The organism is Enterobacter cloacae complex sp. I3 (assembly GCF_014896175.1).
Taxonomy (GTDB): Bacteria; Pseudomonadota; Gammaproteobacteria; order Enterobacterales; family Enterobacteriaceae; genus Enterobacter; species Enterobacter bugandensis.
Window position 1 is genome coordinate 69,335 of record NZ_JADBQZ010000015.1, and the last position, 21,285, is coordinate 90,619.

Below are 21,285 nucleotides of genomic sequence, written 5' to 3' on the forward strand. Positions count from 1 at the left end.
ATCATTTCCCTTTGGTGAGGTGCTCTGCATTCATGGCCGTTGGCCCCGTAGGCACGTTCCGCCCGGCGAGCATCAGTTGCGCCTGGTGCTGGACCGAATCCGGCAGGGCGGAGAAAGTGAGTTCCCGACACGGGATAGATCCGACATAACGCACCACGTCGCGCATGCTTTTCACGCTCAGTTCACACTGATAAAACTGCTGCTGACGCACCAGATAAAGGTTGCGCAGCAGGGCGTCGCTCTGGGCGCTGAAACCGCCATTGCCGAGATCGTTCCAGCCGTTCACGTTCAGCGGTACGCCGCCCACGAACGGCGAATGATGTTCGTCAGTGAGCTGGCCGAGCCAGGTGTAGCGGGTGGTGGTTTGCACGTCCCGGCGAAGCATTTTGCCCGGCACCATAAAGAGCGTCCGGCTCCCGGAACCCTGCGTGATTTCACTGCTTGCGCCTGATGAGACGTTCAGCGACTCATTAACCGTCAGCGTTGTTGGCTGATAACCCGGCACCGCAAAAAGGGCACGGCTGTTGGCCGGGATATCCGCGGTGCCGCCGTTATCCAGCGAGACGGCGACGCGTGAATCCCGGGAATCCTCAGGCGTAGCCACGTTTACCGCAACGGCAGAAGCCGGGCGTCCATCGCCCCAGCGGCCAAGCCACAGCCCTGAGCGCGACAGGGCGAGGGTGGAGCTGTAGTTGCCGCTGCTGCTTAACGTATGGCGCCCATCCTGGCGGTCCCATGCGTCGCTCACCGTCAGGCTGGCGTTACCAAAACGTCCACCCTGGCGCGTATACGCCGAGGCATTGAGCGAATCGCTGTTAATCCCCGACGCGCTCAGCCCGTATTCATTCTCGCCGCGCGCGTCGGCATACCAGTTGTGCGCCACGTTGTAGCTCAGCTGGTTTTTCTGATGCTGCTGGTGCTGCCAGGTTGCACCAAGCGAGGTATAGCCTGACGCATCACCCTGACGCTTATGCGCCAGTGAGAGGCTAACGCTCAGATAGCCGCCTTTGTCTTTCCCGTCGCGAGAGTGGTCGTTGCGCATAAACAGGTTAATGCTGCTGTTGATGTTCAGACCGCGCGCGCTAAAGGTATTACTCAGCCCGCCCTGCCAGGCCTGCGTGCGGGAGCGGGTCATATACACCGGCTCCCACGGCAGGCCGGCATCGTGACGATCGTCATGGTCAGGCAGTTCCCGGCGCGTAACGTAGCGCCCTTCGTTGCGGTTATCCGAATACCCCAGGTTGGCGTACCACGAGCCGACAGGCACGGAGAACATGATCGAGAGGCTACGATAACAGCCGTTGACGGCGTCAAAACCTGCGCTGCGGGTATCACAATTTTCTGCGGATAACGCGTTGCGGTAGAAGCTCAGCGAAAACCCGTCGTTATAGCTGATTTGCTGAATATTACCGCGTTGGCCCTTGCTGCCGTAGAGGTAGCTAAAGCGTGTGCTTAATACCCCGTCGATCGGGCCCGCGTTAAAGCCGCGGCTCCAGTCGAGGGCATTTTCCAGGAAGTGCTGCCTTTTCATGACGGTTGCGCCGCTGGTCAGCGCCAGCGTCGGGGTGACGGGCAGGCGTATACCCGCCTGTGCGACCGGGCTGCGTTCATCATTGCGATCGTTATTAGCCGTTTCCCCTGCCTGCATAAACCACTCGACGCGGTCGAATGGCGTAATGCCCGTACGGGTAAACGGAACCTGCTCGGTACGCGTCAGTCGGTTGTTTTCGTAAACTGACAGCGTCACGGTATAGCTTCCATCCGGAAACGCGCGGGTATCCAGAGTTTGTGCCCCGGCGTTGAGGTAAAAGCTGGCCAGCAGCTCCTTGCCGCGGCGCGCGTCGATACGCGCATCGTGCGAAAGCAGCACCGTAATGGGCGTGCCCTTCGATTGCTGAACCGGGTTGATCCATGCCCGGGTCGAGCCCGTGCGCAGGCCACGAATTTTGCCCAGCGGCAGCTGGCTGAGGTTAATATTCCCCCCGGCGTTGCTGAACAGGTCGCGGGTATCCATCTCGCCTATCTGTAGATAATATTCACGCCATAAATCCTGGCGGAACCAGGCATTGTTAACGGTCATTTCCTGCTGCTGCTGATGACGCGAGCGTTGTCCCAGCCAGGTCCAGTCGAGGTTAAGATAGCCGTCCTGGGTCAGCGCCAGCGCCCCGTTGCCCTGAACGGTGGCAGACTGATAATCCCTGTCGGCAACGAAATTGATATTTTGCTGATGAATCAACGCGTTTTCGCTGTCCTGGGTGGGCTGATACCACTGGATTTCTTCTGAGGGCTTTGGCAAAAAGCGCTTATCAAAAAACAGGTTTATGCGAGCATTGTTTTCGTCATAGATGATGGCCGCACGGCGGGTTTCGAGATAATCACACCCCGTCGCGGAGCCGTTGCTGCTGCAGGCCAGGTTGCCGTTACGGGCAAGCGGAACGGCCAACGCTGCGGAAACGGAGCCGATAAGGGCAGGATCGTCGTTAAACTGACGTTTGATGGCCGCGACCACAGTTTCAGGCGCGACAAAACTGACCGTTTCAAGATTGATATCGGTTTCGAAAAGGCCAAGCGACTCGCCGTATAAGCTCACCTCTGTCCACATGCGCTGCGTTTTCGCCAGGTCTTCGAATCCGGCCGGGACGGCCATCTCAGCGCAGGCGAGGTGGACAGATGCGGGTAATAAAGCAACAAAAAGGAGAGTATTTTTGTGAAACGCCATGAACGAGCCTCGACATCATCCTGACGTCAGAGGGCGGGCGCCCTCTGACGTTATTCCTTAGGTGCTATGGTGTTACGCACCGCCTTCCGTGGTGGTCGCCTGAGTCAGCATCAGGCTTACAACGCCGCTGTACTGGCCGGTTTTCAGAATGCCTTTGGTGGTCTGGGAAATGGTCAGAGGCAGAACCGCAGAACCGTTTTCAATGCTGCCCGGGAACAGTTCGGTTCCGGTAAATTCGGCATCGGTGGTGGACAGAGTTTTATCACCCAGAAGAACCGTCATCGGTACAATCTGATCCCCATCCGTGTTGGTGAGCTTAGCTGCGCTAACGAGGCGTACTTTGACGTTACTGGTAGCGGAGTTGGACCATACCTTGGTGTTCAGGCGGTAGCTTTCCAGGCCCCGACCCGGCAGATACTGCATGTCGATACTGGCTGGCAGCGGCGTGTTATCGGCCTGGGTCATATCCAGCTGTGAATCAACGCTGGCGTTGACGGTAATATCTTTCTGGATCGCCAGCGCGCTGGCAGATGTGGTCATCGCGGCAACGATCATCAGAGGTTTAATAAATTTACGCATTGATATCTCCATATTTTACAAATGAGCACCCTGGCTCTTTAAACAAACCACAAGGGTTTTTACAGTGACGTCGTGTTATTGCACGACGGGTAAGTCAGCTTCTTCAGCGGTTTTTTTCACCCAGTTGAAGTAGCGGAATTTGTATTTCTTGCCGTTTACCTGATTAAGCGTTTTTAATTTCCGCTCGGTATCCGGATAAATCGTGGCGTCTTCTTTAATCCATTTACAGACGTCGTCTGACTGACAAATACCGATCTCCCTGAGCGGCACGCGCAGGGTGCCGGCGTTGGTGACGGTCCCCCGTGCGGGATCGATATGCAGCGAAACGCGCTCCGTGGCAGGGGCCAGATGTACCAGCGCCCCCCAGATAACATTGACCCCAAGCTTTGCCGTCGCTGCCGTGCTTTCGGGCTGGCCGGGAATAATGCTGTCCGGCTGTTTCACCCCTTCAAAATAGACTCGCCAGGTGGTCTCTTTTTCCGGCGGCGTCAGTGAAACAAGGCGCACCACGCGCATTGCGCCTGCAGCCAGGGCAAATTTATCGGGCGTCACCACGACGCCGCCTTCTTTCCACGAAGCAACGTCAATCTCTTTTTCCTGGGCCGTTCCGGGGTTAAGAATTTTCTTTTGCCTCACCCGAATGAACTGAATATCATCCGTTTTCGATGCCACTTTTATTTGCGCTGCGCCGGCGCTATCCACGTTAAGTTCCATTGGATAGACGCTCATATTGGCCATTGTCATTTCTGAGAAAAATGACAGCGACAGCGCGGCGACATAAAACGCGGTTGTCATATTCACTTTTTGTTTCTGTTTCACATTCAGCCTGCCTGCTCTGAGTTCTTGTGCGGTTTTTAACACCAGGACACCGTCTGCTTTCGTATCGCTTCAGGGCAGGGAAACTTTAACCAGAACAGCAGGTTTTGAAAATTTGTATTAGTTAACCGCTGCTATACAGTGATTTATCCTGATTTGCTGGTCTTAAAGTTGTATAGTTAAAAGAAAATGCCGCTACCCAGGATGGGAAGAAAATTCCTGTTGATGAAAAAAGAACCAGCTCAGGAAGCGATTTTCTTGCCGATGTCACAGGGATAAAAAAGCCTGCGGTAATAGCTGAGAGTGAAATATGTTTTTTATATGCAATAATTCGTTGTTATTTGATCCTGAAGCACATGCAATTAGCCTTGTTGGTCAACCGGAGTCTGTATTAACGCTCTCGGCGCCAGCCGTTCGCCTTTTACAGGAGTTTATTCGTCATAAAGGGCACGATCTGAGTCGGGAGGAATTAATTACACGCGTCTGGGAGGAGTATGGCTTTACGCCGTCTGGAAATAACCTCAACAAAGCGGTCAGTGAATTACGCAAAGGCTTCCAGTCTCTTGGGGAACATCATAATTTCATTGTGACGATACCCCGGTATGGATTCCGTTTTGTTGCCGATGTGATTTGCCAGCCTGCGCAAATTGTTCAACCCGCTGAAGCACAGCCGTTCTCTTCCGTCGTGCCACCAGAGGAAAAACGTCAGCGTATTTCCCTTAAATGGGGCGCCGCGGCGGCGGTATTGTTAGCATCAGCACTGGGGTTAGGCCTGCTGTTTAACCAGCAGCAGAAGATCGCTATACCGATGACGCCAAAGCCCGTCGCGCAGAAAATAGCGGGCTGTAGCATCTGGCTTATTAACGATCATGGCCGGCCGCTGGTGCTCTCGAAACTGGCGGTGCTGCTGGAGGCGAATAACGTGGCGTGCGCGCGCGAAGCGTACAATATCTACTATTTCAGCGCCCGCTTTAACCTTGCAGTTGCGGATGAAGTGTTCATTGGTGCATGCCCGGTCAATAAAACCAGCCTGTGCAAAACCATTCGCTATAAAAGCGGGGCAGAAAAATGAAAATGAGACTTCTGTTTGCTGCGGGTGGGGCGCTTGCTGGCGGCGCGCTGGTGCTCTTTATTTATTCCGGGGGCATATATAAGCGTGATGCGCTGGCCTGCAGTACGGAATTTAACTTTACGCGTAACGAGGGAAAAGCGAATGAGGTCCGGGTCAATACCGTGGCCCAGTTCTATTTTCATCGGGACGGCACCGGCTTAACAACGTACAAAGGTGCAGCTATGGCTGAAGGCCGGGGCATGATCGTTGACAGGGATGTGGATTTTACCTGGTCGCGACGGGATGATGATAACGTTATCGTGTTGAGCTACACCAAAACCTGGCGTCGGCATAATGACAATACCCCGGACGAAAAGTGGGGAGGCTTTGCGAGGCCGACAGCCCGCTATTACCTGACGATCTCCGAGCTTGCGCCCGCCGTGTGGCTGATACAGGACCGGCTCTATCCCACCTATATTTGCCGCGGTGACTAGGGCATAAAAAAAGGAGAATGCCTGAGGCATTCTCCTTTTTGTTTCAGCAGGTCTGCTTAATCGCGGCTGGCGAAGCCCAGGATGCTCAGCAGGCTGACGAAGATGTTGTACAGCGACACATACAGGCTCACGGTCGCGCGGATGTAGTTGGTCTCACCGCCGTGAATAATGTTGCTGGTTTCATACAGGATCGCGCCGGATGACAGCAGGATAAACACCGCGCTAATCGCCAGGTGCAGGGCAGGCAGCTGCAGGAAGATGTTTGCCACCATACCAATCAGCACCACCACGATACCCGCCATCAGCATACCGCCGAGGAAGGACATATCCTTGCGCGTGGTCAGCACGTAGGCCGAGCAGCAGAAGAACACCAGCGCGGTACCGCCCAGCGCCATGCCAATCACGTCACCCATACCGGCAGACAGATACGCGTTCAGGATCGGCCCCAGGATATACCCCAGGAAGCCGGTGAAGGCGAACGCGGAAAGAATACCGACCGGTTTATCAGCGGTTTTGTAGGTCAGGAACATCAGACCGTACATCCCCACCAGCGTCAGGATCAGGCCCGGAGACGGCAGCATCAGCACGGTGCTGGCGGTAGCGGTGATCGCTGAAAACGCCAGCGTCAGGCTGAGCATGAAATAGGTATTGCGCAGCACCTTGTGGGTGCTGAGTAGCGATGTGCGGTCGCGTGAGGAAGTAATTATACGATCCATGAGTCACTCTCTTATGACAGATGTAATTAACGGAAAGAATAGGAAACGGCGCGCCAGTCTCAAAGTGGTTTTACCCATCTTTACTCAGCACGTTAGCGCTGAAGGTGGTCATTTCTTCTGCAAAAGCATGTGTAACCAGTATGAACGGCGGTTTAAAAGTATTTACCAGATCAACCTCTTATAGGTTACTGAAAAATATTGCGTTATTGCCTTTCGGGCGCTAAGAGTTATCTCCGGATCGTCATAAAACAGACAATAAGGCGAAGGAAATGAAACCACAAACACGCACGCGCTTTACGCTCTCTTTACTCACCGCCGGGATCCTGTGCGCCAGCACGGCGACCTGGGCGGCTAACGTGCCGGCAGGAACAGCGCTGGCCGAAAAACAGGAACTGGTCAGAAACAATGGCAGCGAACCGGCCTCGCTCGACCCGCACAAAGTCGAAAGCGATGTCGAATTCAATATTATCAGCGATTTATTCGAAGGGCTGGTGAGCGTCTCCCCGTCAGGAGAAATCCAACCCCGGCTGGCTGAAAAATGGGAGAATAAGGACAACACCGTCTGGACGTTCCACTTACGTCCGGGCATCACCTGGAGCGACGGGACGGTCATTACCGCAGAGGATGTGGTCTGGAGCTGGCAGCGCCTGGTTGATCCAAAAACCGTTTCACCGTACGCCAGCTATCCCGGCAACATGCATATCGTCAACGCGGCCGATATCGCTCAGGGGAAAAAATCCCCCGACACGCTGGGCGTAAAAGCAATTAACGATACCACGCTGGAAGTAACGCTCACCCAGCCCAACGCGGCGTTCCTGGCGATGCTGGCGCACCCGTCGCTGGTGCCGGTGGATAAAGTGCTGATTGGCCGTTTCGGCGAAAAGTGGACCAAACCGGAGCATTTTGTCAGCAGCGGAGCGTATAAGCTGTCCCAGTGGGTGGTCAACGAACGCATTGTGGCGGAGCGTAACCCGCGCTACTGGGATAACGCGCATACCGTTATTAACAAAGTCACCTATCTGCCGATCACCTCCGAGGCCTCGGATGTGAACCGCTATAAAGCGGGCGAAATTGATATTGTGTATACGGTACCCATTAACCAGTTTGCTCAACTGAAGAAAACGCTGGGCAGCCAGCTGGACGTCTCCCCGCAGCTGGCGACCTATTACTACGAATTCAACACCACCCGTCCGCCGTTCAACGATGCCCGCGTGCGCAAGGCGCTGAACATGGCGCTGGATAAAGACATCATCGCTGAGAAGGTGATGGGGCAGGGGCAGCGTCCGGCGTGGCTGATTAGCCAGCCGGACATCGGCGGGGTCAAGCTGCAGAATCCGGATTACGCCAGCTGGCCGCTGGACAAGCGTATTGCTGAGGCGAAAAAACTGCTCAACGAGGCCGGGTATAACGAAAGCCATCCTCTGAGCTTCAACCTGCTCTATAACACCTCTGAATCGCACCAGCGCATCGCGATTGCGGCCAGCTCTATGTGGAAGAAAAACCTCGGCGTAGACGCGAAGCTGCAAAATCAGGAGTGGAAAACCATGCTGGATACCATGCACACCCACAACTTTGACGCGGTGCGCTACGCCTGGATTGCCGACTACGACGACGCGGCGACCTTCCTGAACAACTTCCGTACCGGCGACAGTGAAAACACCAGCCAGTACAGCAACCCGGACTACGATCAAGCCTTGATCAACGCCGCAAAGGCCAAAACGCCGGCAGAGCGGGGTAAGTTCTACCAGCAGGCAGAGGATCTGCTTGGGCGTGATGTGCCTGCCATTCCGGTTTATCACTACGTCCGTACGCACCTGGTGAAACCGTGGGTGGGTGGCTTTACGCCGGATAAGCTGGGGTACTATTTCACAAAAGATATGTACATCAAAAAGCACTAAGCGAGAGGGCTGGATTTTATGCTGATAAAATCGCCGATGTGTTGTCAGTTCAACCGATTAAGCACATTTTGGCTAATTTTAAAGCGAACGATTGCAGCCACTCTTTACAGCATGCGGTGAGGTGTTTATAGTTCGCCTCACTCAGGAAGTGTGGCCGAGCGGTTGAAGGCACCGGTCTTGAAAACCGGCGACCCGAAAGGGTTCCAGAGTTCGAATCTCTGCGCTTCCGCCAGATATAAACCCCAGCTTACTCGTTAAGCTGGGGTTTTTCTTTTTGCGCGTATCTGTAAACCTGACGTCTATGAGCGGATAAAGGCCAGAATATCCGCGTTAATGGTATCCGCGTGGGTGGTATGCATCCCGTGCGGGAAGCCCGGATAGATTTTCAGCACGCTATTCGCCAGCAGCTGGTCCTGCAGAAGGGCTGCATTCTTATAAGGCACGACCTGATCGTCATCCCCCTGCATCACCAGAACGGGAACCGTAATGGTTTTCAAATCCTCTGTCTGATCGGTTTCTGAAAACGCCTTAATTCCCTCATAGTGGGCCCTGGCGCTGCCGATCATGCCCTGACGCCACCAGTTCTGAATGGTGCCCTGTGAAACCTTGGCCCCCGCCCGGTTAAACCCATAAAAAGGACCGCTGGCGACGTCAAGGTAAAACTGGGCGCGATTCGCGGCCAGCGCTTTACGAAAGCCGTCGAAAACCTCTACAGGTGTCCCGCCAGGGTTGTTTTCTGTTTTCACCATCAACGGTGGAACGGCGCTCACGAGCACCGCTTTGGCAACGCGCCCCTGCGGCTGGCCGTACTTCGCAACATAGCGGGCCACCTGGCCACCGCCGGTAGAGTGGCCGACGTGCACCGCATTGTGCAGATCCAGGCTTTCAACCACGGCCGACGCGTCAGCCGCATAATGATCCATATCGTGCCCTTCGCTGACCTGGTCCGAACGCCCGTGACCACGGCGGTCGATTGCGATAACGCGATAGCCTTCCGCAAGGAAGAAGAGCATCTGGTTATCCCAGTCATCGGCACTCAATGGCCAGCCGTGATGGAAAACAATGGGCTGAGCCTCTTTCGGACCCCAGTCTTTGTAGTAAATATTGACGCCGTCTTTCGTTGTTACGAATGCCATACCGCAGACTCCTCTGTTAAAGACGCAACGATCGCTGGCTGAGCGCAGAGCGAACCATTATTGTCTTCATGATGTTGGCTTGTTTTGTTTCCCGTACCGACAGTACCCCTAAAGTGTAGGAGAAATAGTAAAACCGGTGGGTTTCATTCGTGTGAATGGTATCCAGAAGGGGAAAGCGAATGATGGGCTCTGGAGGGAGTCCCAGAGCCATCAGAGGAGGGGGCGTTAACGGTTCTCTTCAATATAACGGGCGAGATCGGCCGGGGTTTTCAGCACCGTCGCCACGTCGGTAGGCGGGATCATACAGCCGTAAACGTCCTGCACCTCCAGCACCATGTCGACTGCCAGAATGGAGTCGAGAATGTCGGATTCAATCAGCTCATCGTGAAAGCCAACCTTGCGGGATAACACTTTTTCAAACAGGGCGAGAATATCGTGTTCCATCATTTTTCCTGGGATAATTAATGTGTGCGGGCGTAAGCGTCTAGCAGCTTGCGGTCAATTTTGCCGTTAGGATTTAGCGGCAAAGCGTCTTTTACGATAATTTGTGAAGGCACCATGTAGTGGGGCACCACGTTTGCCAGCGAGGTTTTGATCGCATCCGGTGCAAGCTCCGTCACGCAGAACGCGGCGATGCGCAGCACGCTGCCGCAGGGTTTCATCAGCGGCATCACCACCGCTTCACTGATGCCGGACATGGCCAGCAGGCGGTTTTCAATCTCGCCGATCTCGATGCGGTAGCCATTCAGCTTGACCTGGCTGTCGTTGCGGCCCTGGCAGTAGATGAGCCCGTCTTCATAACCCAGATCGCCGGTCCGGTAGCCGCGGAACGCATCATTTTCCCGACGCAGCAGTTTAGCCGCGTTCTCCTGCGGCAGGCCGAGGTAGCCGCGCATGACGTTTTTGCCCCAGATAATCAGCTCGCCCTCGGCGGAAATTTCCATTCTGCTGTCCGGCATCATCACGCCCACCGGCAGCACCGCGCTGTCGCTGTTAAGGATCTCATCCGTGATCTCAACCACGGTTGTCGCAATGGTCGCTTCCGTTGGGCCATAGGAGTTGATGATTTTGGCCTGCGGGAAACGGCGGCGGAGCTGTTTCACCAGCGCTTTATTGAGCACTTCACCAATGAAGATAAAGACGCTGAGTGCAGGCAAATACTCGCTGTTAAAGTGCGGAGAAAGCAGTTGCTGGTAGGCAAAAGAGGGGGTGGAAACCCAGGCGGAGACCGCGTTGCTTTGCAGTCGCTCGAGCCAGTTCTCTTTCTGGATATCCTCTTTGGCATTCAGCACGATGTGGCCTCCCATCGCCAGGTTCGCCAGCAGAGGGATCAGGGAGAGGTCAAAGCTGAACACCGCGTGGTTCATCAGCACCGGTTTTTCCGGCAGCGAAAAGTCCTGGCTGACCCACTTCATGAAGTGCCATACGCTTTCACGTCCAATCTGCACGCCTTTCGGTTTTCCGGTGCTGCCTGAGGTAAACATGATATAGGCCAGATCCTGCTCCTCCAGGACCTTGCCCGCCTCGCCGGTGGCGATGAACTGCCGCGTCGCCACGTCGTAGTAGTAAGGGGCGCCGGTCAGGTTGCAGATCTCGCGAAGCCGCTCCTGCGGGTAGATGCAGTCCACCGGGATGTACGGAATGTTGTGCAGCAGGCAGCTATAGATTGCCACGGCGAACTCGGCCTGCTGATGGCCGTACAGCACGATCGGCGTACCGTCTGCGGGCTGGCAGCGTCGATAACGCTCTGCCCAGTCCGTCACGGCAGAGGAAAGCTGGAGCCAGCTTAAGGTTTCGTCGCTGCCGCTGATGGCCAGCTGCTGCGGGGAGGCGGGATCGCGCAGTGCCGCACGCAAGAAATCCTGCAGTTCCTGAAGATCGGAGTGATTTTTCATAGAGGTGACATTCCACTGAAGATGTAAAGGGATCCTGCGGCGCTTCCCAGCGTCAGAATTCGTCCCAAAAACGCAACGGCCGGATACTGCAATCCGCGGTGTAACGTTGGGCTGCGTTTGGCTGACCACAGCAGCATGTTGTGCGCGACGGAAATCGCGCCAAACAGCGCGCCGCTGATGACGTAATGGCGTTCCAGGCCATTCCACGCCCCCATGCAGAACAGGGTGCAAAAAATACCGATATTTTGCGCCAGCGTTTTGTTCTGGCGGAAAAAGTTAAACTTCATCAGGTTCATATAGACGGGCATAAAGACCACGTCGCGCAGCCATTCGGACAGGCTGATGTGGAAGCGGCGCCAGAAATCCTGCGGGTTCTTTGCAAGAAGCGGCATGTTGAAGTTTGCCGGAATATTCAGCCCAAACAGCCGGCCCGCGCCGATGGCCATATTGCTGTAGCCCGCAAAATCGAAGTACAGATAGGCGCTGTAGGCAATCGACATCACCATGCCCACGGTCAGGGTAAACGGCTTATGGCTCCAGGGCTGCACGACGAGCGAATCGATCAGCATGGCAAACAGGAACTTCTGAATGATGCCGGTAATAATTTGCTCCAGCGCCGTTAAAAACTGTTCACGGTTCAGGACAAATGCCGGCTTGTTCACATCGCTCATCCATGTCCGCCAGCGATACATCGGGCCGGCCAGAATAATAAAGGGCATAAAGAGATAGCAGAAATAGTGCAGGAAATTCTGGCCCTCTTTTTTACTGCGATACAGCAGTACATCCACAGCGCGGAAGGTCATAAAAGAGAGACCGATTGTGCCGAGGTGATAATTAAAATGTAATTTCACCAGAACCAGAGGCAGCAGCGTTAAAACGACCGCCTGCCAGGTTTTTAATCTGCCTTTTTCTTTTAACGTGGCGACAAGATAAAACCAGCAAAAGACGGCCACGGGAACACTGTAATTGCCCTGAAAAATATAACCCCAGCCTAATGCTGTCACCACGGATAAGGAAACTAGCCAGGTCAGACGGTGGCGTAAAACACGATTAACCATCGCAAACACCAGCGCGGATGAAAATAAACAGACAAAAAACATTCCTGAGCTGTACATCATTTCGCCTCAGAATTTTTGATATTCAAAATGCAGCTGCATACTCATGCTGTCATCGACAGCGGTCCATGCAACGACGGTGATCGCCAGCAGTAAATAAAGGCAAAAAAGACGGATCGCGATTTTCATTATTTAAAACTCTGTGCAATAAAGCGAAGCATTGGCACCCAGGCCAGTTCGGTAGGGTGCAGACGATCCCAGTTCCAGCCGTTCTGATACGGCATGGCGTACATATCCAAATACGGGATCTGGTTCTCTTTCAGAATGGTTTGAATCAGCTTATCGAACGGGCGGAAGGTGTCGGTATTGTAAAGCGCCCAGGGGTTAACCGGGTCGACGATAGCTATCACCTGCACGTGATGCGCTTTCAAAAGCTGAACGGTTTTCCTGAACGCGGCGAACTGCCCCGGCACCACCGGCGTGTCATCCCACTGCTGCGGCTTACCGTCCTCGTCGTAAATCGTTTTGTCCATCCACAGCGTGGCCGCGCTCTGATGGCGCTTTTTATTCAACTCGCGGGCATTCGCCAGCGCTTTATCCCAGTCAGGGGAAAGACGGGCGGTTGGCTGCTGAGGCCAGGGCTGCGCCGTCTGTGGCCTGATGTTGAGCAGCGACAGCCAGTCGTTTTTAATCAGGGTGCAGAAGTTTGCAAACTGAAAACTCAGCTCGTCCCACATCAGCGCCGGATGCCAGCCATACACACGCATTTGCCCGAAGGTTAAATGGCTTATCTCTTTCGCATCAATATGCTTCAGGTAATTAACCAGGAACGGGCGCGCCTGCGGATCCTTCATCAGGGGATTAAAAATCGAGCCCGGAAAATTATCCGCATAGATAGCGGGCGGCAGGCCTTTTGAATAAAAACCGTCAGGCGCCAGAAGCAGCACCACTTTGCTGTTTGCGTTAAGGCTATCTTTAAAACGCGAGAGAAGTAAAAATTGCGTTTCGTCATCGACAAACGCATCGCCATAGGCCACGACGGGCTGGTGCAATTGCTTATTAAAATAATTAAATACGGCGTAATGTTCCTCTTCTGAGGTGGCGACCTCAGACGCACCAAGGAAGAAAATAGCATTCCCTTCTAAAGCATGGGAAATAGTGGCTATTTTTTCCGCCTGTTCTTTTGTCGTCCCTGCCATGGACTTGATCAGCGGCTGGAATTTAAGCGGCGGATCAAAGCTTGTCACCAGCGGGTGAAAACTCAGGACTAAAATGGCCAAAACGGCCATCAGGATATGTAAGCAAAACGTATTTTTGATTTTCATCATCAACCAGTAAGGCGCTATGACAGTAATGCGTTAAAACCCGCATTACCCGGATTTATTACCATTACAAAACACATGGCCGTCTATTTTTTTTGGCATTCTATACCACGGTGATTTAAAAGGATGAGCGTTGCTGTGTAACGGTATGTACAAGGGGAGAAGGGGGGAGGGCTGGTAAGCGTCCGGGTGACTTTTTGCGCAGTCAAACGCCTGCAGGCAAAAATAGAAAAATTCCTGCTTTACAAGGCGCTAATAGATGTTTATAGTGCGCCTCACTTTGGAAGCGTGGCCGAGCGGTTGAAGGCACCGGTCTTGAAAACCGGCGACCCGAAAGGGTTCTAGAGTTCGAATCTCTACGCTTCCGCCAAATTCGAAAACCCTGCGATAGCAATATCGCAGGGTTTTTTCGTTTTACAGCGCAATCACCAGCTCCCCGGAGTGACTCCGCGAACAGCAGAGCGCCACCTGCTGGTCAGCCGCACTTTTTTCTGCCTCCGACTGCACGCTATCCCTGTGGTCCACCACGCCGTCAATCACCGGCGTCAGGCAGGCGCCGCAGATCCCCATTTCGCAGGACAGCGGCACGTCCACGCCGTTTTCCTGTAATACCTGAGCGATGGTCTTATCCGCAGGCACCGGCCAGCGCTCGCCGGTAGAGGCAAGCTTGACCGTAAAGATCTCGCCTGCGACGCCGCTTGTGACAGGGGGAGCGGGCTGAAACGCCTCGCTGTGGATATGGGCGTCATTCCATCCCTTCGCCGCCGCCACATCGCGCGCTTTCTCCATAAACCCCGCAGGTCCGCACACCCACGCGTGCAGCCCCGCTTCAGGCGCGGGGAAATGCTCCGCCAGCGTGGTTCGTGGGGTGGTGGTATGAATAATGCAGTCACCGCACTGCGAGAGTTCGCGCGCAAACGCCGCGTTTTCCCGGTTTCTGACGTAATAGTGCAGCGTAAACGGCGTTCCGGTCGCTTTCAGCTGCAATGCCATCGCATACAGCGGCGTAATGCCAATCCCTGCTGCCAGCAGCAATACCCGCTCAGCCTGATGCAGCGGAAACAGATTGCGCGGGGCCGAGATTGAAAGCCTCTGGCCCGGACGCAGCGTTTCGTGAACGTAGCGCGACCCGCCGCGCGAGGCGGCTTCTCGCCCCACGCAGATAAGATAGCTCTCGTCGCCACATGCCCCGGTCAGAGAGTACTGGCGGACCACGCCGCAGGGCAGGTGGACATCAATGTGCGCGCCGGGTTGCCACGCCGGTAGCGCGTCGCCGTTTTCGGCCACCAGCCTGACGGCGAGGCTTTTATCCCCCTCGCGCCACAGCCCGTCAACGATCGCGTTCAGCATATTGGCCTCCGTCATACCAGGAAAAATTCGCCAAAGCCCATTTTTTTCAGTCCACGGCGGTAGGCAATCGAACTCTTATCTGCCGGAATATGGGCTTCCAGAGTGAGATCCAGCGGCAGACTTTCCGGGCGCTGGGTTTCGACCATCAGGCGATCCTCTTCAAAAATGCGCAGGTTAAAGGCATGCACGTCCTCCACCGGAATATGCAGATCAAAATTGCGCGCGATGGGCGCGAACATGCGGGTCACCCGTGACGAGACGGGCGAGGCGGCGTTCATAATCACCAGCCGCGATTCACCCGGAAAATGAATCGTCAGGGTGGCGGTAAACGGCAGATGCATTTCAAAATGGCGCAGCCACTGGAACCCTTCTGGCGCCTGCACGGGTGAACTGGCGGGATAGTTGCTCACGGAACTCCAGTAATCGGCCACGAAACCGAAGGGCGTCTCCTGCGGCTGATAGATAGGGACAAGCTGATTATTGGGATCGGCAAAGGTATCGGTATGGATCCACGCAAAGTGGGCAACATCCAGAAACCCCTCCACCTGGCGCCCGGCGAAGCCGTTCACCTCAAACGCCGGGCAGTTGATCTGCTGAAATCCGTCGTCGCTCCAGTGCGGCATGGTGGGCAGCGGCACGGGATTGTCCGGGTCAAACGCCAGGCAGGTCCAGATCAGGCCGAAGCGCTCTTCCACCGCGTAGTTAATCAGATTCAGCTTCGCCGGAACGGGCTGGTCGGGGCTGGACGGAATGCGGTTGCAGCGGCCGTCTTCACCAAAGCGTAAGCCGTGGTAGGGGCAGATAATCCCGTGCTCGTCGTGAAAGCCGAGCGTCAGCGGCACGCCGCGGTGCGGACACACGTCCCGGGCAACCACGACCTGGTCGTTAATTCGGTAAATCACCAGCTGTTCATCCAGCAGGGTGGCCTTGACGGGGGCCGGGCCGACGTCGCAGGCGCGCGCAACCGGATGCCAGCATTTCGCCAGGCGCAGCCAGTCCTCTGGCTCAAACGTGCAGTGGGCGGGTGGTGTCGGTTCTCTTTTCATCGTTGTCCCTCTTGTTTAGCCTAACGGGCCGCCCTGAATGGTCTCGCACAGACCGTTGATAATGCGTTCCCCGGTCTCCTCTTTGAGTTCCTGATACCAGGCCTGCGTCAACGCCATATCTTTCCCGTGGGTGACGTCGCAGCGTTTACGCGCTTTCAGCACCAGGTCACGCACCCGGTCGCAGCGCAGGGCTTCGTACTGCCGCAGCGCCAGCGTAATGTTGTGGTTTTCACGCAGGCATTCGCCCAGCACCACGGCGTCCTCCATGGCCGCGCAACCGCCCTGGCCGATATCCGGCGTGGTGCTGTGCCCGGCATCGCCGAGCAGCGCGACGTTGCCGCGTACCAGGTTGTCGAACGGCTCGATGTCATGGATTTCAATGCGGTTGGTGGTATCGGGATCCAGCGCGGCGATAAGCTTCTGCACCGGCGGCGCCCAGCCGCGGAAGTAGCCCGTGAGATCGGCGCGCAGGGTGGTGCGATCCTCCGCCAGGCCCGCGGGCAGCGGCACGTCAAAAAAGAAATAGAAGCGTCCGTTGGAGACGGGCATCAGCGACACGCGTTTACCCTCGCCAACGAAGGTGGTCCACTGGTGCGCCGGGGCAATCTCTTCATCAATCTTCACCAGCCCGTTCCAGTTCACGTAGCCGGCGTAGCGGCGCTCCGGGGTATAGCCCAGCACGTACGGACGAACCGCCGAGTGGCTGCCGTCGGCGGCAATCACAAAATCGCCTGTTGCCGTGGTGCCATCGGTAAAGGTCACGCTTACGCCCGCGTCGTCTTCGTGGACGTGTTCCACGCGCTTGCCGAACTGCACCTTGTCGCGCCCCCAGAAGTCCAGCATTTCGCGCTGGAGTTCAGCGCGCGAGACGGGGCAGGGGCGCCCGCCGGTACGCTCAACCAGCGGGGCGAGGCTGAAGCGGGTCAGGGTGTCGCCGCGCCGGTAATCCTTGTAGGCCATAAAACGCATCGGACCGCCGTAGGTTTCGATAATGTCGCCCATGCCGAGGTGCTGCATACACTTCACGCCGTTAGGCCAGATGGAGATGGCCGCCCCGACGGGCCGGATCTCTTTTACGGCTTCGAACACGGTACAGTCGATGCCCGCTTTCTTTAGCGCGACGGCAGCGCTCAGGCCGCCAATACCCGCGCCAATGACGATTGCTTTCATGCTTCTCTCCTTTTGCAGGGTGTAAAAACTTTCAGCAATTTGCGTACCAGGCTGCAGAGTGGCGAAAACGGCGTTGTGGGAGGTGAGTTTGCACTGCTAAGGTGCGCAAACACGGTGAATATGCCTTTTTATGAATCAATAATTTCCTGTCCAGCCATACAGAATCGACTGTTTCACATCGGCGACAAGAGTGGCGTGGTTTGTGCAACAACCCGGAGGAGGACAATAAAGGAGACACTATGATCGCACTGCACGACTTCAATCATCTTCCTGAGAAAGAGGCTCTCGCGCTGCTCACCCCCTGCGTGGCGCTCCCCGGCTGGGCTGAGGCGCTGGTTTATGGACGGCCTTACCCGAGCCGGAGTGAATTGACGATCGCGGCGCAGGCGCTGATGCAGCGCTGGGATGAGGCGTCGTTAGCGCAAGCCCTGAGCGCGCACCCGCGCATCGGGGAAAAGCCCGCGGGTGAAGAGGTGGAGGCGGCGCTGTCGCGTCAGGAGCAGGGCGCGGTGAATGACCGTGACGCGGCGCTTGCGCAGGCGCTGCGCGAGGGTAACGCCCGCTACGAGGCCCGCTTTGGGCGCGTATTTCTGATCCGCGCGAAGGGCCGCAGCGGCGAGGAGATATTACAAGCCCTGCGCGCGCGGCTGGAAAACAGCGACGCTCAGGAAATCCATGCTGCGCTGGAACAGCTGCGGGAAATTACGCTGCTGCGGCTGGAAGGAGTGATTAGCGAATGAGCACGCTCAGCACCCATATTCTCGATATTTCAACGGGCAAACCCGCCGCGGGCGTGACGGTTCACTTAGAACGGGAGGGCGAAATCATGGCGACGGGCGTTACCAACGTTAATGGTCGCATCACCGAATTTGTCCCTTTCCTGCCCGCAGGCCACTATCGGCTGGTGGCGGAGATCGGCGGGTGGTTTCGCGCAACCGGCCGGGAGACGATTTACCCCTGCGCGCAAATTGATTTTGTGACGGGAGAAGCGGCAGACGAGCACTTCCATCTGCCGTTTGTGATTGCACCTGGCGGGTGGTCAACCTACCGGGGCAGTTGACCACACCCGCTCGCCGTTGATCCAGGTCTCACTGATGTTGCGCTCGTCGCCCAGGGTCATCAGCACAAATAGCTGCTCGTAGATATCCTGACAGCGGCGATTGCGCAGGCGCTGCAGCGGCGTCACGTCAGGATCGATAACCACGAAATCCGCCTCTTTGCCGGGGGCGAAGTTGCCAATCTTATCGTCCAGCCTGAGGGCGTGCGCGCCGCCCAGCGTGGCGTGATAAAACGCCTCGCTGGCGCGCAGGCGGTAGCTCTGCAGTTGGCCGACCTTGTAGGCTTCTCCCAGGGTGCGTAGCATGCTGAAGGTGGTGCCCGCGCCGACGTCGGTGCCGATGCCCATCCGCACCTTGTGCTGCCAGCAGGCGGGCAGGCGAAACAGCCCGCTGCCGAGAAACAGGTTCGAGGTGGGGCAAAACGCCACCGCTGAACCGGTGTCGTGCAGGCACTGCCACTCGCTGTGGTGCAGATGGATCGCGTGGGCAAACACGCTGCGCTCGCCGGTCAGGCCGTAGTGGTGATATACGTCCAGATAGCGCTCGTGCTCCGGCCAGAGATCGTTCACCCAGGCCACTTCGTTTGGGTTTTCGCTGAGATGGGTCTGCAGCCAGGTATCCGGGAACTCCTCTCTGAGCAGGCTGACCGCGGCGAGCAGCTCGGGTGAGGACGTTGGGGCAAAGCGCGGCGTAATGGCATACCCCAGCCGACCCCGTTGATGCCAGCGCTGGATCAGCTCCCGCGTCTGCCGGTAGCTCTGCTTTGCATCTTCGCTCAGGTAGTCCGGCGCGTGCCGGTCCATCATCACCTTTCCGGCGATAAGGCGCATGTTGAGGCGCAGGGCTTCGGTAAACAGCGCTTCGACCGATTGCGGATGCAGCGTGCAAAACACCAGCGCGGTGGTGGTGCCGTTGCTCACCAGTTGGTTAATGAAAAATTCGGCGATCTCTTTCGCGTAGGCTTCATCGGCAAACTGGCTCTCCACCGGGAAGGTGTAGGTGGTTAGCCACTCCAGCAGCTGTTCGCCGAAGGCGCCGATCATCTCCGTTTGTGGATAATGAACGTGGGTGTCGACAAAACCGGGCAGCAGCAGCCTGCCGCGCAGGTCCGTGTAGCCTTTGTGGGGGTCGAGATACTGCTCGCCCTCCTGCCACGCCATGTGCGCCAGAATTTTTCCGTTCTGGATAAACAGCAGCCCGTCCTCAAGGTAGCGGGCGTGTTGGGCAATCGCGTCTGCGCTGTCGCAGACCTGGGCGATATCGAAAAATGCACCGCGTATCGCAGTCTGGTATTCCATCGTGGGTCCTGCCTTAGTGTTTGCGTAGCGGGGTGAAAAAGCTCAGCAAGAACGGTGCCAGAATGAACGGGCCGCAGATAAACTGCGGCCGGAAGGAGGGGTTACTCTTTTTGCGTCGCTACGCGGGAGCTGAACGAGGCTGCGCCTGCCGTCTCGCGCTCTTCCCGCGCCAGCCAGCGGTAGGTCACGCCGCCGAGGAAGACGCCGATAAACCAGCTGAAGTTTGCCACTTCATGCAGGGCCGGGATAAAGCCAATCACCAGACCTACGGCAACGGATGGGATCAGCGCGCCAATGGCCTTCGGGTTAAAGCCGTTGCGGTACCAGTATTTGCCCTTTGGCGTGTCGTCGAACAGATCGTCTACCGACACCTTGCCGCGCTTAATCAGGTAGAAATCGGCAATCAGAATGCCGAACAGCGGGCCGATAAACGCTCCAAGCACGTCCAGGGTGTAATGGATGAGCTCCGGCGAGTTGAACAGGTTCCACGGGGTGAGCAGGATCGAGCCGACGGCGGCAATCATCCCCCCGGTGCGGAAGCTGATCTTCTGCGGCGAGCAGTTAGAGAAATCAAACGCCGGTGAGACGAAGTTTGCCACGATGTTGATCCCGATGGTGGCGGTGATCATCGTCAGCAGGCCAATCGCCACGGCCAGATCGTTACCTACGCGGCTGACGGTTTCGATCGGGTCGGTGATCATGCGGCCAAACAGCGACTGGGTGCCGGAGACAATCACCACGGTGACGATGGAGAACAGCAGGAAGTTAAACGGTAGCCCCCAGCGGTTGCCACGGCGGATCTCACCCATGCTTTTGCCGTAGCGGGAGAAGTCGCCAAAGTTAAGCAGCGGGCCGGAGAAGTAGGAGACCACCAGCGCGGTCGCGGTGATCATCTGCCAGGTCTGCTCGCCCGCGCTCAGGGATTTGCTGGCGAGGGTGAAAGAGATCCCGTCAAAACCGGTCTTGTATACAATCCAACCCGCGAGGGCCAGCATCACCACATAGACCGCCGGACCGGCGATATCAATAAAGCGCTTAATGGCGTTCATGCCGTGCCAGAAGACCATCGCCTGAAGAACCCACATGATGGCAAAGCAGATCCAGCCCAGCGGCGACAGGCCCAGGAAGGCACCGGTGGTAAGGCTCGCCAGAGAAGGCCAGAACTTCAGCACCACTAGCATCAGCGCGTTGGCGGCAAGCCAGGTCTGGATGCCGTACCACGCAAAGGCGATAAGACCGCGGATCACCGCCGGAATATTGGCCCCGAAGACGCCAAACGCCTGACGGCTGATCACCGCATAGGGCACGCCCGCCATCTGGCTCGGTTTTGCTACCAGGTTGGCGCACAGCTGCACAATGCAGATCCCCACCAGCAGGCAGAGCAGCACCTGCCAGCTTGCCAGCCCGAGCGTAAAGAAGCTCGCGGCAACAACGTAACCCCCCATGCTGTGAACGTCGGACATCCAGAATGAAAAGATGTTGTACCAGCTCCAGTTCTGGTCACGCGTCGGTGCCAGATCCTCATTGCAAAGACGTGGGCTGTAAACCGTACCGGAATCAGCGGCCGTACTCTGCTGTGCGTTTTGACTGTTTGGCATGAAACCTGCTCCTGTGAATGAAAACCCGTTGAGTGGGAGTGCAAACGGTGTTGCAGGATCCAGGCCAAAATAATAAATCTTGTA

The 21,285-nt window shown here is 56.3% G+C and carries 19 protein-coding genes and 2 tRNA genes; 7 read left to right on the forward strand and 14 right to left on the reverse strand.

What is annotated here, in order from left to right; translation table 11 throughout:
* Window position 1 precedes the first annotated feature (1 nt).
* The 3 genes from IM271_RS13305 to IM271_RS13315 form a co-directional block, all read right to left on the reverse strand.
* Complete coding sequence (locus tag IM271_RS13305) at window positions 2-2,719, reverse strand: TcfC E-set like domain-containing protein (RefSeq protein ID WP_193052717.1); 2,718 nt, start codon at window positions 2,717-2,719, stop codon at window positions 2-4.
* A 72-nt stretch (window positions 2,720-2,791) separates the two neighbouring features.
* A complete protein-coding gene (locus IM271_RS13310) occupies window positions 2,792-3,298 on the reverse strand; it encodes a CS1 type fimbrial major subunit (RefSeq protein WP_028012615.1) in 507 nt (168 codons plus the stop codon).
* A gap of 75 nt (window positions 3,299-3,373) precedes the next feature.
* Window positions 3,374-4,093, reverse strand: coding sequence for a fimbrial protein (locus IM271_RS13315; protein WP_206689348.1), 720 nt, complete (start codon window positions 4,091-4,093; stop codon window positions 3,374-3,376).
* A gap of 331 nt (window positions 4,094-4,424) precedes the next feature.
* Here IM271_RS13315 and IM271_RS13320 point away from each other — a divergent pair, with 331 nt between their 5' ends.
* Both IM271_RS13320 and IM271_RS13325 read left to right on the forward strand, forming a co-directional pair.
* Window positions 4,425-5,186, forward strand: a complete 762-nt coding sequence (locus IM271_RS13320; RefSeq protein WP_193052718.1) for a winged helix-turn-helix domain-containing protein — start codon at window positions 4,425-4,427, stop codon at window positions 5,184-5,186.
* Window positions 5,183-5,659, forward strand: a complete 477-nt coding sequence (locus IM271_RS13325) for a hypothetical protein (RefSeq protein WP_193052719.1) — start codon at window positions 5,183-5,185, stop codon at window positions 5,657-5,659. The genes IM271_RS13320 and IM271_RS13325 overlap by 4 nt, the downstream gene beginning before the upstream one ends.
* Before the next feature lie 56 nt (window positions 5,660-5,715).
* Here IM271_RS13325 and yccA read toward each other — a convergent pair whose 3' ends face one another.
* On the reverse strand, window positions 5,716-6,375 hold the full coding sequence (gene yccA, locus IM271_RS13330) for an FtsH protease modulator YccA (protein ID WP_013097244.1): 660 nt from the start codon (window positions 6,373-6,375) through the stop codon (window positions 5,716-5,718).
* A 269-nt stretch (window positions 6,376-6,644) separates the two neighbouring features.
* Between yccA and IM271_RS13335 the strand changes: the two genes are divergently transcribed.
* Both IM271_RS13335 and IM271_RS13340 read left to right on the forward strand, forming a co-directional pair.
* Complete coding sequence (locus IM271_RS13335; protein WP_193052720.1) at window positions 6,645-8,273, forward strand: ABC transporter substrate-binding protein; 1,629 nt, start codon at window positions 6,645-6,647, stop codon at window positions 8,271-8,273.
* A 144-nt stretch (window positions 8,274-8,417) separates the two neighbouring features.
* Window positions 8,418-8,505 (forward strand) — tRNA-Ser (locus IM271_RS13340).
* A gap of 67 nt (window positions 8,506-8,572) precedes the next feature.
* Here the strand turns inward: IM271_RS13340 and IM271_RS13345 are convergent.
* From IM271_RS13345 to IM271_RS13365, 5 genes are all read right to left on the reverse strand, one after another.
* Complete coding sequence (locus IM271_RS13345) at window positions 8,573-9,409, reverse strand: alpha/beta fold hydrolase (RefSeq protein ID WP_193052721.1); 837 nt, start codon at window positions 9,407-9,409, stop codon at window positions 8,573-8,575.
* 225 nt (window positions 9,410-9,634) lie between these two features.
* The gene (locus IM271_RS13350; protein WP_028012621.1) at window positions 9,635-9,853 is read right to left on the reverse strand and encodes an acyl carrier protein; all 219 of its coding nucleotides are present in this window, start codon (window positions 9,851-9,853) and stop codon (window positions 9,635-9,637) included.
* 17 nt (window positions 9,854-9,870) lie between these two features.
* Entirely contained in the window at window positions 9,871-11,304 is a 1,434-nt protein-coding gene (locus IM271_RS13355; RefSeq protein WP_047368240.1) for an AMP-binding protein, read from the reverse strand.
* Window positions 11,301-12,419 (reverse strand): MBOAT family O-acyltransferase, encoded by a 1,119-nt coding sequence (locus tag IM271_RS13360; RefSeq protein ID WP_193052743.1) that lies wholly within the window; start codon window positions 12,417-12,419, stop codon window positions 11,301-11,303. Before IM271_RS13360 ends, IM271_RS13355 begins: the two co-directional genes overlap by 4 nt.
* Window positions 12,420-12,547: 128 nt before the next feature.
* Window positions 12,548-13,684, reverse strand: coding sequence for a D-alanyl-lipoteichoic acid biosynthesis protein DltD (locus tag IM271_RS13365; RefSeq protein WP_193052744.1), 1,137 nt, complete (start codon window positions 13,682-13,684; stop codon window positions 12,548-12,550).
* A 279-nt stretch (window positions 13,685-13,963) separates the two neighbouring features.
* On the opposite strand from IM271_RS13365, the gene IM271_RS13370 reads away from it, so the two are divergent.
* A tRNA-Ser gene (locus IM271_RS13370) sits at window positions 13,964-14,051 on the forward strand.
* Window positions 14,052-14,095: 44 nt separating this feature from the next.
* Here the strand turns inward: IM271_RS13370 and IM271_RS13375 are convergent.
* Genes IM271_RS13375 through hpxO form a run of 3 tightly spaced genes read right to left on the reverse strand, consistent with a single transcriptional unit; the run spans window position 14,096 to window position 17,247 of the window.
* Window positions 14,096-15,031: a PDR/VanB family oxidoreductase gene (locus IM271_RS13375; protein WP_193052722.1), complete on the reverse strand. Its 936-nt coding sequence runs from the start codon at window positions 15,029-15,031 to the stop codon at window positions 14,096-14,098.
* An 11-nt stretch (window positions 15,032-15,042) separates the two neighbouring features.
* Complete coding sequence (gene hpxD / locus IM271_RS13380; protein ID WP_059354509.1) at window positions 15,043-16,077, reverse strand: molybdenum cofactor-independent xanthine hydroxylase subunit HpxD; 1,035 nt, start codon at window positions 16,075-16,077, stop codon at window positions 15,043-15,045.
* Between the two features lie 15 nt (window positions 16,078-16,092).
* The gene (gene hpxO / locus IM271_RS13385; RefSeq protein WP_193052723.1) at window positions 16,093-17,247 is read right to left on the reverse strand and encodes an FAD-dependent urate hydroxylase HpxO; all 1,155 of its coding nucleotides are present in this window, start codon (window positions 17,245-17,247) and stop codon (window positions 16,093-16,095) included.
* 239 nt (window positions 17,248-17,486) lie between these two features.
* On the opposite strand from hpxO, the gene uraD reads away from it, so the two are divergent.
* Both uraD and uraH read left to right on the forward strand, forming a co-directional pair.
* Entirely contained in the window at window positions 17,487-17,987 is a 501-nt protein-coding gene (uraD, locus tag IM271_RS13390) for a 2-oxo-4-hydroxy-4-carboxy-5-ureidoimidazoline decarboxylase (RefSeq protein ID WP_088204965.1), read from the forward strand.
* A complete protein-coding gene (gene uraH, locus IM271_RS13395) occupies window positions 17,984-18,307 on the forward strand; it encodes a hydroxyisourate hydrolase (RefSeq protein ID WP_088204966.1) in 324 nt (107 codons plus the stop codon). Before uraD ends, uraH begins: the two co-directional genes overlap by 4 nt.
* Here uraH and guaD read toward each other — a convergent pair.
* Complete coding sequence (gene guaD, locus IM271_RS13400) at window positions 18,287-19,603, reverse strand: guanine deaminase (protein WP_193052724.1); 1,317 nt, start codon at window positions 19,601-19,603, stop codon at window positions 18,287-18,289. The two genes, uraH and guaD, sit on opposite strands and share 21 nt — an antisense overlap.
* 101 nt (window positions 19,604-19,704) lie before the next feature.
* Complete coding sequence (locus tag IM271_RS13405; protein WP_028012631.1) at window positions 19,705-21,201, reverse strand: NCS1 family nucleobase:cation symporter-1; 1,497 nt, start codon at window positions 21,199-21,201, stop codon at window positions 19,705-19,707.
* Window positions 21,202-21,285: the final 84 nt, after the last annotated feature.